Origin of the sequence: Sulfurimonas sp. HSL3-2 (genome assembly GCF_039645965.1) — a bacterium.
In the GTDB taxonomy this organism is placed as follows: Bacteria; Campylobacterota; Campylobacteria; order Campylobacterales; family Sulfurimonadaceae; genus Hydrocurvibacter; species Hydrocurvibacter mobilis.
This window is the reverse complement of the sequence record NZ_CP147917.1, coordinates 908946-924884: the sequence shown is the minus strand read 5'-3', so window position 1 is coordinate 924884 and position 15939 is coordinate 908946. Positions and strand designations below refer to the sequence as shown.

At 40.7% G+C, this 15939-nt stretch carries 15 protein-coding genes; 11 read left to right on the top strand and 4 right to left on the bottom strand.

Translation table 11 applies throughout. From position 1 onward, the window contains the following. Positions 1-18: 18 nt before the first annotated feature. The 7 genes from WCX87_RS04625 (at position 19) to WCX87_RS04595 (ending at position 8139) form a co-directional block, all read left to right on the top strand. Entirely contained in the window at positions 19-1137 is a 1119-nt protein-coding gene (locus tag WCX87_RS04625) for a DNA repair exonuclease (protein ID WP_345980878.1), read from the top strand. Continuing rightward, positions 1124-3493 carry an SMC family ATPase gene (locus WCX87_RS04620; protein WP_345980877.1) on the top strand — a complete coding sequence of 790 codons (2370 nt, stop codon included), beginning with the start codon at positions 1124-1126 and terminating at the stop codon, positions 3491-3493. Before WCX87_RS04625 ends, WCX87_RS04620 begins: the two co-directional genes overlap by 14 nt. A 20-nt stretch (positions 3494-3513) precedes the next feature. Beyond that, positions 3514-4719, top strand: a complete 1206-nt coding sequence (locus WCX87_RS04615) for an SIR2 family protein (RefSeq protein WP_345980876.1) — start codon at positions 3514-3516, stop codon at positions 4717-4719. Continuing rightward, entirely contained in the window at positions 4719-6401 is a 1683-nt protein-coding gene (locus WCX87_RS04610) for an ATP-binding protein (RefSeq protein WP_345980875.1), read from the top strand. The genes WCX87_RS04615 and WCX87_RS04610 overlap by 1 nt, the downstream gene beginning before the upstream one ends. Positions 6402-6414: 13 nt before the next feature. Continuing rightward, entirely contained in the window at positions 6415-7257 is an 843-nt protein-coding gene (locus tag WCX87_RS04605) for a hypothetical protein (RefSeq protein ID WP_345980874.1), read from the top strand. 269 nt (positions 7258-7526) lie between these two features. Further along, the gene (locus WCX87_RS04600; RefSeq protein ID WP_345980873.1) at positions 7527-7871 is read left to right on the top strand and encodes a type II toxin-antitoxin system RelE/ParE family toxin; all 345 of its coding nucleotides are present in this window, start codon (positions 7527-7529) and stop codon (positions 7869-7871) included. After that, positions 7864-8139: a helix-turn-helix transcriptional regulator gene (locus tag WCX87_RS04595; RefSeq protein ID WP_345980872.1), complete on the top strand. Its 276-nt coding sequence runs from the start codon at positions 7864-7866 to the stop codon at positions 8137-8139. The genes WCX87_RS04600 and WCX87_RS04595 overlap by 8 nt, the downstream gene beginning before the upstream one ends. 12 nt (positions 8140-8151) lie before the next feature. Here the strand turns inward: WCX87_RS04595 and WCX87_RS04590 are convergent, their stop codons facing one another. Then, on the bottom strand, positions 8152-8721 hold the full coding sequence (locus WCX87_RS04590) for a class I SAM-dependent methyltransferase (protein ID WP_345980871.1): 570 nt from the start codon (positions 8719-8721) through the stop codon (positions 8152-8154). A 101-nt stretch (positions 8722-8822) separates the two neighbouring features. Here WCX87_RS04590 and WCX87_RS04585 point away from each other — a divergent pair, with 101 nt between their 5' ends. Continuing rightward, positions 8823-9299, top strand: a complete 477-nt coding sequence (locus tag WCX87_RS04585) for a Mut7-C RNAse domain-containing protein (RefSeq protein ID WP_345980870.1) — start codon at positions 8823-8825, stop codon at positions 9297-9299. Between the two features lie 148 nt (positions 9300-9447). Here the strand turns inward: WCX87_RS04585 and pgeF are convergent, their stop codons facing one another. The 3 genes from pgeF to WCX87_RS04570 all read right to left on the bottom strand — a co-directional run bounded on the left by pgeF (position 9448) and on the right by WCX87_RS04570 (position 13847). Next, entirely contained in the window at positions 9448-10152 is a 705-nt protein-coding gene (pgeF, locus tag WCX87_RS04580) for a peptidoglycan editing factor PgeF (RefSeq protein ID WP_345980869.1), read from the bottom strand. Between the two features lie 2 nt (positions 10153-10154). After that, positions 10155-12533 carry an ATP-binding protein gene (locus tag WCX87_RS04575; protein WP_345980868.1) on the bottom strand — a complete coding sequence of 793 codons (2379 nt, stop codon included), beginning with the start codon at positions 12531-12533 and terminating at the stop codon, positions 10155-10157. Between the two features lie 114 nt (positions 12534-12647). Continuing rightward, a complete protein-coding gene (locus WCX87_RS04570) occupies positions 12648-13847 on the bottom strand; it encodes a cation:proton antiporter (protein ID WP_345980867.1) in 1200 nt (399 codons plus the stop codon). 123 nt (positions 13848-13970) lie between these two features. Between WCX87_RS04570 and WCX87_RS04565 the strand changes: the two genes are divergently transcribed. Genes WCX87_RS04565 through WCX87_RS04555 form a run of 3 tightly spaced genes read left to right on the top strand, consistent with a single transcriptional unit; the run spans position 13971 to position 15848 of the window. Continuing rightward, positions 13971-14483 carry a hypothetical protein gene (locus WCX87_RS04565; RefSeq protein ID WP_345980866.1) on the top strand — a complete coding sequence of 171 codons (513 nt, stop codon included), beginning with the start codon at positions 13971-13973 and terminating at the stop codon, positions 14481-14483. Then, positions 14484-14918, top strand: a complete 435-nt coding sequence (locus tag WCX87_RS04560) for an NfeD family protein (protein ID WP_345980865.1) — start codon at positions 14484-14486, stop codon at positions 14916-14918. Positions 14919-14930: 12 nt separating this feature from the next. Beyond that, positions 14931-15848 (top strand): SPFH domain-containing protein, encoded by a 918-nt coding sequence (locus WCX87_RS04555; RefSeq protein WP_345980864.1) that lies wholly within the window; start codon positions 14931-14933, stop codon positions 15846-15848. The last annotated feature ends 91 nt before the right edge of the window (positions 15849-15939 follow it).

Below are 15939 nucleotides of genomic sequence, written 5' to 3'. Positions count from 1 at the left end.
TCTATCGGGAAACTCTATTTGAAGATCATACATTTCAGCGATACGCATCTGGGTTTTAACGACCTCGATGTCTTAAACGATGACAATATCAACCAAAGAGAAGCGGACTTTTACGACGCTTTTTCTCAGGTAGTACAGCAGATAAAAGAGATAAAACCCGATTACATCATCCACACGGGCGACCTTTTTCACCGCTCGCACCCGTCAAACCGTGCCATCACTTTCGCACTTGAACAGTTTAAGATCATAGACTCTCTTGACATCCCCTTCATACTCATAGCGGGAAACCACTCCACGCCCAGGACAAATCTGAGCTCACCCATACTCAAGATATTCGAGAACTTTAAAAACGTCTACCTTTCCTACGAGCAGGCATATAAAAAAGTAGAGTTTAACGATGTCCTCTTTCACACCCTGCCCCACATGAACGACGAGACAAAAGCCCTCTCTCAGATAGAACTCTGCGAAGCAAACATCGACAAAAGCAAAAAGAACATCATGATGATGCACTGCTCCGTGGGTGCGACATACTTGATGCAGGAGTTTGGCGAGTGGGTCTATCCGTCTGATAAAGAGTACATCTTCAAGATGATGGACTACGTCGCTCTTGGTCACTGGCACGGTTTCGGGCAGGTGGGCAAACATGAAAACGTCTACTACAGCGGCTCGACAGAGCGCACAAGTCTGGGCGACAAACGCAACTCCAAAGGGTTTGTCCTTCTAACGTTAAAAGAGACTTTGTCGGTAGAGTACAAAGAGATAGCCATCCGACCCATAGTGCAAAAAGAGATAGACTGCGAGGAGTATGAAAGCTCCGTCTCAAAGCTCGACACAAGCGACGTCAAAGACGCGCTCGTGGAGGTACGCCTCACAAACCTCACGGCTCTGCAGTCCATCGACATCCAAAACTCTGCCATAAAAGAGCTCTTCCCTGATGCCTTACATGTAAGCGTCAAACGGGAGTTTAAACAGGGAACAAACGAGAGCAGTGCCCGTGATGTCGAAGCGCTGTCTTTAGAAGAGTTTTTTCTCGAACATATCAAAGAGGAGAGCGAAGAGAAGGAGTTTGAAAGACTGAAACACAAAGTCCAAGAGCTCTTTGCAGAGTATGAGGAGGCAGCAGATGATACTCTCTAGCCTCCACTTGGAAAACTTCAAAAAGTACACCGCTTTTGACATCGAGTTCGGAGAGGGTCTTATGGGTATCATCGGCAAGAACGGAAGCGGAAAGTCCACCATCTTTGAAGCGATCCTTTTAGCCCTCTACGGCGAGATGAAAAGCCGAGGAAACAAAGATCTCATACGTAACGCCGACGCTTCTGCAAAAGACGCAGTCGTGGTAGAGCTTGTGTTTGAGTATGAGGGTGCGACGTTTCGGGTCGTTAGAGAGTTTCGTGGAAAGACGCTCACTGCAAACGCCAAGCTCTTTAAGAACGAAGAGCTCATAACAAGCGGAGCAAAAGAGGTGACCTCCTCCATCGTCAAGATAACCAAGATGAGCAAAGACGCCTTCATGCACACCCTCTTCGCCTCACAAAAAGAGCTCACGAGCCTTAGCACTCTTAAAAACGAAGACAGAAAAAAGATGATACGCAAGCTCTTGGGACTGGAGAAGATAGACTTCGTAGAAAACAGCCTCATAGAAAAGAGCCGTCAGCTCAAACGCGAGATAGAAGCGTTTAAAGAGGTACTCCTCGGCGATGATGAGATAAAGCAGAAGCTCGAGCAGATAAAAGCCGATGAAGCGAACAGATCTGCCCTTTTAAAAGATGAGAAGATCAAAAGCGAAGAGCTCTCTCACATCAGACAAAGAGAACAGCATCTCAAACAAGAGCTCTCCCTCCTTACCAAGACAAAAGAGCAGAAACAAAAGCTCTTTGCAGAGTTTGAACGCGCCCAGCAGGCACACGACTCCGAGGTGATGAACCAGGTCAAACTCACCGCAGAACTGCATCAGCTCGAACACAAACAAGCTGAACTAAAAACACTCGAACCGCTCAAAGCGCAGTTCACACAGCTGCAAGAACAGCTCAAACAGCAAGAACAGCTCAGAGAGTTCCACCTCAAAAAAGAGGGTATCCTCAAAGAGCAAAAAGCCCTCACGGACGAATGGCACAAATCAAAAGCCGACATCCATGTACTTGAAAAAGAGTGCGAGATGTACGACCAGTACACCTTTGATGCAAAGAATCTGGAGCAGGAGCTCTCCATACGTCAGGACAACATAGAGGTCAAGCACACCATAGAGCGCGAACTCCTTGCAGAGATGGCGGGCGAACAGAAACTCATAGACAGCACAAATGCCAAGATAGCAAACCTAGAGAAGCTCGGAAGCGAGTCGGCTTGTCCTACATGTACAAGACCGCTTTTAGAGGAGTATGACAACGTCATCAAGTCGCTTGTAGACATCGTCAACAACACCCACCAGAAAAAGGTAGACGAGTACAAAAAACAGCTCCAAGCCGTACAGACCCAAAAAGCAGACCTCGAAGCACAGAAGAAAGTCAAAGACAAAGAGTTCGCAGAGCTGAGCGGCAAGATCAAGATCATCCAGAGCAAGCTCATAGACCTCAAAAAAGCAAAAGAGCACTTCACCCAAGTGGAGCAAAAAGGGGTAAAAAACAAAGAGGAGCTAAAAGCACTCGAAGCCTACAGTTACGACGAGAAACTGCACAATGAGCTCAAAAACAGCCTGAACGCCATAGAGCCGCAGTACAAACACGCCATCAGCCTAGAGACGGAGCTAAAACGCCTCGTGCTTGTGAAGTCGGACTTGGAAAACGTCAACAAAAAGATAGCCGAACTAGCCCTTACATGTAAGAACAAAGACGCAGAGTTTAAAAACATCATCTACGATGAGAAACATCACGAAAAGACACTTGAAGAGCACGATGTCATCATAAAGACCATAGATGAGAAAACGGCGGTCATAAACGAGCTAAAAGTGCAAATAGCGCGCATCGAAGGGGAGATAAAGAGCATCCAAAACTCTCTGGACAACAACGATGCACAGCTCAAAAAGGTGCAAGGCAAAAAAGACGACCTCACGGACTACGAGAAGATCAAGACAAGCCTAGCCGAGTTCAAGACCCGCCTCAACTCTCAGGTAGCACCGAGGATATCGAGCATCGCCTCGGAGATGTATGCGCGCATCACCAAAGGCAAGTACCAGCACATAGAGGTGAGCAACGACTTCGACTTCTTCATCTACGACGAGGGCAAAAAGTACCCGATAGAACGATTTTCAGGCGGAGAGGTAGACCTCGCGAACCTAGTCCTGCGCATCGCCATCTCAAAGACTCTCACAGAACTCAGCGGTGCTTCCAGCGTGGAGTTTCTGGCATTTGACGAAGTGTTTGGAAGTCAGGACGAAAACAGACGGATGGAGATACTAGAAGCCTTCCACACCATCAAAGAGCAATACCGACAGATATTTCTAATAAGCCACGAGATGGAGATAAAAGAGATGTTTGAGCGGGTTGTGGAGTTGTAAATTAAATAAAAGGAATAAACATGACTGACAAAATATTTTTAAGTACAAAAAATAAAATGCTAGATATTAAAGAAGATGACTTAAGAATTAACAATGTTTTATTAAAAGAAAAACAAGGCGATGAAACTATAGAATATAAACTATCTGATAGTATGCCTGAACATAGATTAGTAACGAAAGCTTTTGAACTAACTCGAAACTATTATATCAAATCCCTTGAAAAACTAATGTCTGCTGATAAACTACTTGTTCTGACAGGTGCAGGTAGTTCGAAGGATGATGTCTTATTTGGTGGAAAACTTATGACAGAGTTATGGGACGCAGTTTCATCATTATATTATAGAAGATTTACTTTTGAAAACATGTTAAATAAATTAGATATTGATCTTGATGTTATAACAAAAAAAGATTTAGAAATTGTATTATCAAAAGCCAAATTATATTTAGAATTTCACCCAAATGAACATCGAGTAAAAAAACTAGTTGATCTAATAGAAAATAAAATTTTAGAATTATGTAGTTTTTCATTAATAGATAAATCAATACATTTGGAATTTATCAAAAAAATGACAAGCCGAAAAACAAAACAGTCAAGAGTAAAAATATTTACCACTAACTATGATAGAGCATTTGAAGAGGCTGGAGCAGAAGGTGGATATGTAATTGTTGATGGTTTTTCATTTACTCAGCCAAGAAAATTTAGTGGTAAGTATTTTGATTATGATATTGTCATTAGAGAGAACAGTCGAACTTCATCTACTGAAAATTTTGCTAACAATGTATTTCATTTATATAAATTACATGGCTCGGTCAATTGGGAAAAACAGAATAATGAAATCTTTCAAGTAGATAAACCATCAAAAGCTATGATGATATATCCGAATAGCAATAAATATGAGTCATCATATGAACAACCTTATTTTGAAATGATGAGTAGATTTCAAAGTGAACTTAGGAAGGGAGGGACTACTACTTTAATTACTGTTGGCTTTAGTTTTGCAGATAAACATATTTTTACCATGACAATTGAAGCACTTAATCAAAACCCTAGTCTAAATATTGTGATTATTGAACCATTTATCAATCCTAATATCAATGAAAACTTTAAAAAGTTATTTGAATTGTCAAAAAAAACCACTCAAGTCCTCATCATTGGTGAGTTTTTTAAAGATTTTGTAACTAATTTACCGTCTAGTCAATATTTAGACTTTAATGGAGATAGCTAATGAACAAACACATTTTTGTTAATGAAAAGTTTGTAGGTTATATTTCAAAAGTTACACCTAACTACACTAACATTCATTTTCCAACTCCCACACTTTTGAAAAAATTTTGGCACTATGAAGATGAATTATCTGGCGGTATAGTTGGCAACTATGTTGTAATTGAAGGTGAAAATTTCGGTTTTTTAGGAAAATTACAAGAAGTGTCTTTACCTGAAAAAGAACAAAATTTTCTAGGTGAACATGCTTTTTATGATTCAAGTTTTCATCCACAGGGCAAAATAGAATTATTATTATCATTTAACTATTATTCTACAAAAATAGACAAAGGTCTTGATAAATATCCTGCTGTTGGTTCTAAAGTATATTTATGTTCAGCAGACTTAATAAAAACATTATTTGTAAGTGATAATTCCGATAATAGTATATCTTTTGACATAGCAAAACTTACAAATAGTTTGGAAACTGATCTTCCATTAAATCCCAACCAGTTATTTGGACGACATTGTGCAATAGTTGGTACTACTGGAGGTGGGAAAAGTTATACTATATCAAGGATACTTGAAGAATTTTTACATTTAAATAAATCAAAAGCAATTTTAATCGATGCTACTGGAGAATATGAAAACTTTTATGATTTAGACAATGTCAAAACGGTAAAATTTGGTACGAATGATGAAGATACATTTTTTCACTATTCAAGACTTAGAACAATGGATTTAGTAGCTTTATTTCGACCAAGTGAAAATGTACAAAAACCAAAGTTAATAGATGCAATTAAAAGTTTAAAACTTGTTAAACAGTTGCAAATACATGAAGATTATAGACAAAATATTTTTCCTAAAGAGAATCAACCAAAAAGTAATTACTTTACTAAAATAGGAACATATAGAAATATTATTGAATCTGATAAAAGTGATTTTAATTTATCTAATTTAACACAACAGATTAATGAAGAATGTATCAAACATGGAGATCATAATAATTTTGGTGCATCTGATGGTACTGCTATTGCAAATGTTCGCTCATTAATTAGTAGAATTGAACATTTAAGACTACAACCAGAATTTAGAAATATATTTGGATTTAATAAACAATTAAATGATGAAAATGAATTTAATCAAGAGTTAGAAAACTTCTTAGATGAAGGACAAACTGAACAAACATTATTTATTATTTCTTTAAAAGATGCATCTTTTGAAAAAGGTTTGAGAGAAATTCTAACGAATGCAATTGGCAACTATTTGCTTGATGAAGCAAGACAATATAAATTTAAAGAAAATCCACTTGTTTTATTTGTAGATGAAGCACATCAATTTCTAAAAAAAACTATTTCTGATGATTTTTTTCAAGACTTGGAACTTGACGCTTTTGATAAAATTGCTAAAGAATGTAGAAAACATGGACTATTTTTATGTATATCTACTCAAACGCCTAGAGATATCCCAGTAGGTACCTTAAGTCAAATGGGAACTTTTATAGTTCATAGACTTATAAATGAAACAGATAGAAGTGTAATAGAAAAAGCGTGTTCAGAAGGAAATAAAAGTTCATTGTCATATTTACCTACTTTACAATCAGGTGAAGCACTTTTAATAAGCATTGAAATGCCCATGCCAATCATAATTAAGATTAAAGAACCTAATATTAAACCTACGTCACTTACACCAAAGTTATTTGTTTAAGGAGTTACTAATAATGGATTTTGCAATATGCACAATAGATAATAAAAAATATAAAGCACATGAATTTCAAAAACTAGAGGAATCAGAGTTAGCATATAAAAGAAGATTTTTACAATGTCAATGTGGGGGTTCTGCTTTTTTTAGAAAAGCATCGACAAGTGGTCAGGCAGCATGTTTTGGTGCAAGACCGCATAAGGAAGGATGTGATTTAGCTGCTCAAGAAAGTGAAACTGTAACTGGAGCTTTATCTGATGACGAAAAAGAATATTTCAATTCGGGAAAAGAATTGGTTTTGGACTTAAACTTTGGAGCCCAAATAAGTAGACATATTGATGATACTGACGAAGACAATCTAGATAACAAAAGTAGAGCAGGACATCATTCTAATAAAAATGGACAAGCCCCTGCAAAATCGCATAGAAGACTAAGTACGATATTGAAAGCATTAATGGAAGATGAAAACTATTTTAACAGTTCAAATTTAAAAATTGATTTAGAAGGTTATTCTTATTCATCAAAAAATCTATTTAAAAATTTCAATGAATTGACAAATGAATATGTAGATGATATTTTAAATAATAAACCTAATACAAGGAGAGCAATTTGGGGTATGATTTCAGATGCTCAGCTTGATAAGAAAACGATAGAAAGCATATGGATAAATACAGGTGGTAATGACACAGTAAGTATATTAATTGATGAAAAAATATCAAAGTCCTTTTTGGAAAGATTTAAAATAAAAGAATTAGAAGATTTATCTGGTAAGTATATCTTGGCTATAGGTAAACTAAATAAATCAAAGAATAATAAAATATTTTTAAAATTACAGAATATAGCATATGTCACAGTTGTCTAATTATAAATACCTCTAAATCTTTCTACACCCGTAATCTTAGATTTACACCCCAGTGAATGAATCTCCACTTTTCTAAATTAATATACAAACTTGAGGTCACAAATTGTGACCACAAAAACAAATCATTACAAACCATTTCATTCTGTCATATTTTCATTCCGACTTTTTGAACTCTTATATAATTTATCCTATCTATAAAATAGGATTTCTACGATGCGACACAATAGATGTAAATTGACAAAAGTTAACTTATATGTTAACATTATGCCATGAAAGAGATCATCTTTTATAAACTCAGCTCGGGAAAAAGCCCGATAGAAGAGTTTTTGGATGGTCTTTCCGCCAAAGAGGCTCAAAAGGTCGTTTGGGTATTGCAGTTGATGGAGGAAGAGTCTATCGTATCGACAAAGTTTTATAAACAGTTGTCAAACAGTGATGGCATCGTCGAAGTAAGAGTCCAACACGGAAATAATAACTTTAGACTCATGGGCTTTGAACATAACGGTACTTTTGTCGTGCTGACAAACGCTTTTAGAAAAAAAGACCAAAAAGTTCCAAAAAAAGAGATAGAGCTTGCCCAGAAAAGAAAAAAGGAGTATTTGACAAATGAGTGATCTAAAAAAATATATCCAAAAAAGAAAAGTAGAAGATTTGGAGTTCGCCAATGGTCTTGAAACAGGATATGAAGAGTTTAAGATAGGAGAGATGCTCAAGCGAGCAAGAGTGGAAATCGGACTGACACAAGAAGAGATAGCGCAAAAGCTTCATACGAAAAAATCAGCCATATCAAGAATAGAAAATCACGCACAAGACATCAAGCTCTCCACTTTGCAGAACTTCGCGCATATACTGGGAAAAGAGTTAAAGATACAGCTTATTTAAAAGATAAAATATTTATAAACTAGCACTCACACTGTAACGCCACTTATGTTGACTTACATGTACATGAAAACCATGCTCTTCAAGCATCTTTTTCAGTGCATCTACTTCATAAAAATGAGCAGGTTCACCGAGAAGTTTTTCCATAGCCCAGAGGCTCTTGCCCAGAAATGTTCCCTTGTCGAAATCATAAATAAAGAGTTTTCCGTTTTTTTTGAGAACCCTTACAACTTCTTTCATAGCGGTATCCGGATCAGCAAGGTGGTGGAGTGACTCTCCCATGAGTACGGCATCAAAACTATCATCATCAAAAGGCAGCGCTTCTGCCGTTGCCGTATGTACTTCTACATAGTCCTCGGTATATTTGAGCATACCTTTCGCCGGGTCTACTGCTACATATCTCAGCTTGGGATTGCATCTGTATGCAAACTCGCACATCATGCCTGTCCCTGCCCCGATGTCTAAAACGGATGCATCGTCACATAACGGTTTTATAAACATGCAAAGTTCTTCCACCACCTTCTTTGGGTATAAAGAAGAGCTAAAGTGTTTAAAGACAAATCCTAGATAGTTAAACGGGATCATAGGTCACTTTCCTTTTAGAACGAACAAGAGGTTAGATAATTGTATCATTAAATTCACGATTCCAAAGCAGTTTGAACTTCCATATAAGCTATAATAATCTCATGAAATTCATAGCTGACTGCCATTTAGGGAAGATCGCCAAGTATCTGCGGATATTTGGCTTTAACACACTTTACTTTCAGAGCATCGACGATGACGACATCATAGAGATCGCGCAAAAAGAGGAGCGTTTTCTTCTCACGAGCGACAAGATACTCTTCCAGAGGATGAAACATCACGACGCTTTGTATCTTGTCCATGCAGGATTTGAGGAGCAGTTAAAAGAGATATTTCACCACTACAAGCTTTTTGACAAGACCAGACCGCTGAGTAGATGCATAAAGTGTAACGGCGAGCTTGAGAAGATAGAGAAACTCGAAATCATCGAGGAGCTAAAAGCTAAGACCAGAAAGTACTTCGACACCTTTGAAAAGTGCAAAGAGTGCGGCACCGTGTACTGGCACGGCGACCACTACAAGAACATGCTAAAGTTCGTGGACGAGTTCATCGCCCAAAACAAAAAAGAGACAAAGTTTTAAGAGAAGATCACTTGCTTCTGTGAAGCGGGTGTTGGTAGTCGTTTCTCTCGCATCCACCCATGAACGCTGTCATACCTAAAAGTACAAGTGTCGCTATCAGCAGTTGTTTCATCATAGATCCCTTTATTTTTTCGTAATTATAACAGATTCACTTCATCATCAATATGCCTGCGAACCTGCCCGTCTGTCCCTCTGCCCTGTATGAGAAGTACTGTTCGGTGTTGCACGACGAGCAGATACCCTCGTTTTGGATGTGCTCCTCTTTTATGCCGCACTCTTTTAGCTGCTTGAGGATGATCTTGTTTATGTCGAGGTAGTAGCTCTCCCCGCGTTTTTCAAACGCATAATGAAACTCTTTCGCCTCTTCATATATCTCTGCACCCACTTCGTAACAGCATGCGCCGATGGCAGAGCCTATGCTTACGATGATATCTTCTGGCTTTGAGCCGTACTCTTTTTTCATCGTCTCCACCACGTTTTTTACAATGTTGCCAAACGTTCCCGCGCGTCCTGAATGTGCCACGCCGATAGCCTTACATGTAGGGTCGTAAAAAAGCACCGGCGTACAGTCTGCGACCATCACCATAAGCGGGACGTTCTTTTTGTTTGTGACAAGCGCGTCGCAGGTCGGCGGAGTGTGAAAGTCATCCTGCTCACTCACCACATGGACGATGTCGGAGTGTATCTGCTTCATATGTACCAAAGCGTCTTTATCGTAGCCCAGTTCCTCTGAGAGCGATGTGTGGTGTTCGTTTACCGCTTCGATGTCGTCACCCACATGAAAAGCAAGGTTGCCCCCTGTTTCTCTTGTGGTAAAGCTGTAAAGTATCTCTGTAAAACTCTCTAACCTCATCGTCACTCTTTCTCTTCATCTTTGTGTTTAGACTTGTTGAACTCTTTTACTATCTTGGAGAGTTCTACTAAACGCTCTACGACCTTCTCATTGACGACTTTTGCATCTTCACCCGTGAGGATGGATATCCCTTCGTCTATGGTCTTGACCGCATGTATGGCAAAAGTGCCGTTTTTGACCGCTTCAAGCACCTCTGCTTTTAACATCAGGTGTTTGACGTTTGCATGAGGGATCATCACTCCGTAAGAGGCTTTGGGCTCTTGACGCATACAGATGTCAAAGAATCCCTCTATCTTCTCGTTTACCCCGCCGATGGCCTGCACTTCTCCGAACTGGTTGACCGAGCCCGTCACGGCGATGTTTTGCTTTATGGGAAGATCGCTCAGAGATGAGAGGATGGCATAAAGCTCCGTAGATGACGCGCTGTCGCCCTCGACCATGCTGTAAGACTGCTCGAACACAAGCGAGACAGAGAGGCTCAGCGGCAGGTCTTTGGCGTACGTCGAACCAAGGTAAGAACTGAGGATCAGCACTCCCTTGGAGTGAATAGGACCGCCGAGTTCCACTTTGCGCTCGATATCTATGACCTCCCCTTTGCCGATGCGCGTACGTGCAGTGATGCGGGATGCGACACCGAAACTGTAACCGCCCAGTGAGATGTAGCTCAGAGCGTTTATCTGCCCTACTACGCTTCCGCTCACCTTTATCATGATGATGCCCTCGTCTATCATCTCATAAAGCTTTCTTTGGATGCGGTTGAGACGCTCTTTACGCGTTAGGAGGACTTTGTCGATGTGTTCTTTGTCTATCGTTTCAGCGCCATCTTTTTTCGACCAGTAGTCAGCCTCTTTAAGCAGGTCTGAGAGCGTTCTTAGATGCGTAGAGAACTTCAGAGCGTGTTCGACTTCGCGGGAGCTCTCCTCTATCACTCTTGCCACGGCATTTGGAGTCAAAGGAAGCAGTCCGTCGCGCTTTGCTATGGTGCCTATCATGCGTGCATAAAGCTGGATGTTCTCCTCTGAGCGCGGCATATCGTCCTCAAAGTCTGCACTGACTTTAAACAGCTCCTCAAAATCTGGATCGTAGTGATGCAGTAAGTAGTAGAGTACTCTCTCGCCTATAAGGACGACTTTGACATCTACGGGGATCGGTTCGGGCTCAAGCGAGGTCGTGCTGATAAGCGAGTACTGCTCGACGAGCGACTCTATGCGGATCTCTTTTGAACGCAGGACACGTTTGAGTTCTTCGTAGGCAAAAGGCTGCATCAGCAGTTTTCTGGCGTTGAGGATAAGATACCCTCCGTTTGCCTTATGCAGTGCTCCCGGTTTTATCATCGTGAAGTCCGTTATGAGTGTTCCCACCTGAGAGATATGTTCTATCTTTCCTATGATGTTTTGGTGCGTAGGATTGTCTTCAAAGATGACGGGTGCCGAGGAACTCTCTTCATGGGAGATAAGAAGGTTTACCTCGTACCTTGCAAATGAAGGCGTATAAAACTCCTGCATAAAAGGCGGGACGTTCATCTCGTCCATTTTTACAAGGAAGTCCCTTACGTTATGGATGACATCCTGTTTAAGCGCATCAAGGTACTCAAGCACCTTCTCTAAACTGCCGTATTTGTTTCGGACTTCGTCTATCAGTGACGATACGGCGTCCTCTGTCGTTTTTTTATCGTGTGCTCTGAACTCTTTTTGCTGTGCCTTTGCCAGATCACTTACCTTTCGAAGCCCCTCTTTGAGTATCGCTTCATATTCGGTAAGTTTACGGTTTATCTCATCTTTTTGTTCGCCTTGTATGGCTTTGAACTCTTCTGCCGAGAGTTTCTTGCCGTTTACCACAGGTACGAAAGTCACACGGCTTATGGAAGATGCGTCCATCGCTACATCATGTTTGACCGCTTCCTCTTGAAGATGCTTGAAGATGCCGTTTTGCTGGTTCATATACTTTTCGACTATCGCTTCTCTTGCATTGTGGTAGGCATTGCTCTCAAAGGTAGTGGGGAGGATCTCTTTTAAAAGCTCGATGAGCTCGTTGATATCATCTTTGAACTGCGCGGCTTTTCCTGCGGGGAGTTCTATGGCGATGGGCTTTCTCGAGTCTTTAAAATTGTTGACATAACACCAGTCGTTTGGGACCCTCTCACCTGCTGCCTTGTTCTCCAGATAGCTCATGATAGTAGAGAACTTTCCGCTTCCTGAAGGTCCCATGGCATAAACGTTATACCCGTTTTGTTTGATGTCCGTGGCAAAATCCACGGCTTCAAAAGCTTTTTCCTGCCCGATAGGCTGTTTTAACGGTTCAAGCTCATCAGTGTTCTTAAATGAAAAAAGCGAGCTGTCGCATGCATGATAAAGTTGTGATATATCTAAAGTGTGATCCATAATACCTCTTCTCTCTTTACAGCTAGATAGTGTACATAGTTTGTTATTACATTATTTGATATTCTAAAACTGTGATGATTATATCATCTTTCTATATTTACAGATACCTACCCCTTAGACGCACTCAGCTTTAAAATACTTTTTAAGCAAGAACGGAGGGATGACCGTAGTAGCTATGATGACGAAGATAAGCATGGCGTATATCTCATTTGGCAGGATGCCGTTGACCCTTCCCATCTCTGCAAATATGAGCCCTACTTCGCCTCTTGGTATCATGGAGATACCGATGAGCGCATTGTTTCTTGCACAGCTCTGGATGATGAAAAAAGCACCTATGAACTTGGTAATAAAAGCGATGGAGACAAAGGTGAGCGCCATCATCCAAAACGAAGGCGACGTGAAGTCTATGACTTTAAGATCCATCGACAGACCGACCATGACAAAGAAGATGGGCGTAAATATCTGGATGATAGGCGTCATGTTCTTTCTTACCTCGTCAAGAAGCAACTCGTTCGTACTTAAAAATGCTCCAAAAGGAAGGAAGAACCTTCGTGAAAGCGCTACGCCGGCTGCAAAAGAACCAAGGATGGCAGGTGCACCTACCAGATGCGAAAGGTATGCAAAAAGCAGGATAAGAGAGATGATGATGGTCGGGATGTAACCAGGCACCAAATGTCTGCCGTGAAACTTATGGATAAGAAATGAGAGCGTCTTAGCCAAGATGGGTGCAAGTACCAAGAACATCAAGACCATCCCTGCAACTGAAATGGTATGTTTGAAGTTCGCTTCGTGAGAGATGGAAAAGTCGTATATAAAGACTAAAAGGATGATACCGATGATATCGTCTATCACCGCCGCACCGATGACTATCTGAGCTATGTTGGTATTTTCCATATGGATATCGCGCAGTACTCTAAGTGTGATACCGATGCTCGTCGCCGTAAGCGTACCGCCTATAAACAAAGAGATGTCAAAAGCCAGTCCGAAAAGATAGTAGGAGATCAAAAGCCCGAAACTAAGAGGGAGGATAACACCCAAGACAGCGACCACCAAAGACTTTGTTCCGGCATTTTTCAAGCGCGTGAAATCGGTCTCTATCCCTACTTCGAACAAAAGCAGGATGATCCCTATCTCTGCAAGGATCTTGAGGATCTCATTCGGTTCTATAATCCCTAGTACCGATGAGCCCAGCAGTACGCCCGCAAAAAGTTCGCCGAGAACGGAAGGGATGCCGAGTCTGGCAAAGACCTCCCCCAATATTCTGGCTACGATGAGGATTAAAAAAAGTACTAAAAAAAAGTCATGTGCTTGCATGGGAATATTATACTATGTTCTTCAAATAGAAAAAACAGAAAAATCTTTGTTATGCTTAAAAGTTGTTTATTGTTAAGTTTTAATATTATATACTTATTTAAATCACAATTTAGGAGATGAGATATGACCGAAATAAGTATGTTGATCAAAGAGCAGTTACGGACAATTAAAGTGATACATTTTACTATGGTTATGGCGAATGTCATCTATGGGATTGTCATATATTACATATACCTGTATGCTCCTGTTCCTCCCAGTCTGACAGATATCCAACTAATCAGCAACCTTGAATATGCTTCTGTTCCATATGTGCTGAGTATTGTAGTCATTGCTAAAATAATACGTAACAAGATGCTTGCTTCTGACTCAATATTTATAAAAAGAGAAGAGACAAAAAAAGGTCCTGACAGACCGCCGTTTATTGGAAACTATATCTCATCACTTTTTGTAGTATGGGCTATTATAGAAGTAATAGCAATCGCAGGGATCATACTTTTTTTAACAACAGGAAAGTTGACTGTATCTCTGGCTTTAATCACAGCAGGTGTCTTTTTTATGCTAGCTAACGGACCGCGTTTACAAGAGCTTAACAAACTCTCTGCAAAATATGAGTCCATCTCAGTACAAGGTGAATAGATGTCATATTTTATCTGGTTGATACTCGGTGTCATAGCATTTGTCTTAGAGATGATGATGCCCACTTTTTTCGCGCTGTTTGCAGGCATAGGCTTTCTTGTGGCAGCAGTTGTGGCATATTTACAGCCTGAGTCACTTTTCTTGCAACTCATCGTCGCATCTATTTTTATGATCGTCGGTGTAATCGTATTTAAAAGAAAACAGATCGCCGATACTGAGACTTCGGAGGTCGGGACACACAATGAGTTCATCGGGATCGGGGGGATCGTCACAACTTCACTCTCATCACACACCGAAGGTGAAGTAGAACTTTTAGAGCCGATCGTAGGAAGCCGCCGATGGCCTGCTGTCTGTCTTGAAGGCACACTGGAAGCCGGTACGGAGATCAAGATCACACAACTTCGCGGGAACACTCTCGTCGTAGAAAAAAAATAAAAGGAAAACAATATGGATGTAGGTATCACATTTTCACTCGTTTTAGTCGTCGGAGTAATCTATACTCTTTCAAGAATGGTAAGAATCGTCCCTCAAGGTGAAGAGTGGGTAGTAGAGAGACTTGGGAAATACAGTAAGACCTTATTGCCGGGACTCAACATTCTTATCCCTGTCGTAGACTCTGTATCATACCAGATCACGACAAAAGAGCTTATCCAGCAGACTCGCGATCAAGAAGTGATCACAAAAGACAACGCCGTAGTCATCATCAGTGCAGTCGTCTTTTACCGTGTTACCGACCCGAAAAAAGCTTCATATTCGATCAGTAACTTTGAAAAAGCGGTAGCAAACATGACGACCACGACACTCCGTGCTGTCATTGGAGGAATGACGTTAAACGATTCACTTTCTCAACGTGATCAGATCAAAGCCGAAGTGGCGTTAAAGATCCGTGATTCACTCAGTGGCTGGGGTCTGACTCTTGGAAATCTAGAGGTTCAAGACATTCGTCCTAGTGCAAGTCTTCAAGAAGCGATGGAGCGTCAAGCTGCGGCTGACCGCGAAAGAGAAGCGACGATCCTGATCGCTGACGGAGAGAAAAAAGCATCTATCGCAAAAGCCGAAGGACAAAAAGAAGCTGCGATCCTAGAAGCTCAAGGAAGACTTGAAGCATCCAAACTTGAAGCACAAGCGAAAGCTGAACTGGCTGACGGAGATCGTAAAGCTATGATAATCGTGACGCAAGGACTGGCAAGCGGAGAGACAGCTCCACACTATCTTCTTGCCCAACGTTATATAGACAGTGTAAAAAGTCTAGCTGATTCAGAGAACTCTAAAGTCGTATTTATGCCTTCAGACTGGCAGGAAAGTCTGGCAGGTGCTGTCGGTTCACTCGGATATCTGGGAAGTGCGATGAGTAATAAACAATAAATATAACAACCTGTAAAAAGAAACAATATAAAAAAAGATGCAGACTATAGAATAAACTAATTTAACATTCGGTACAATTTCGACAAAATAT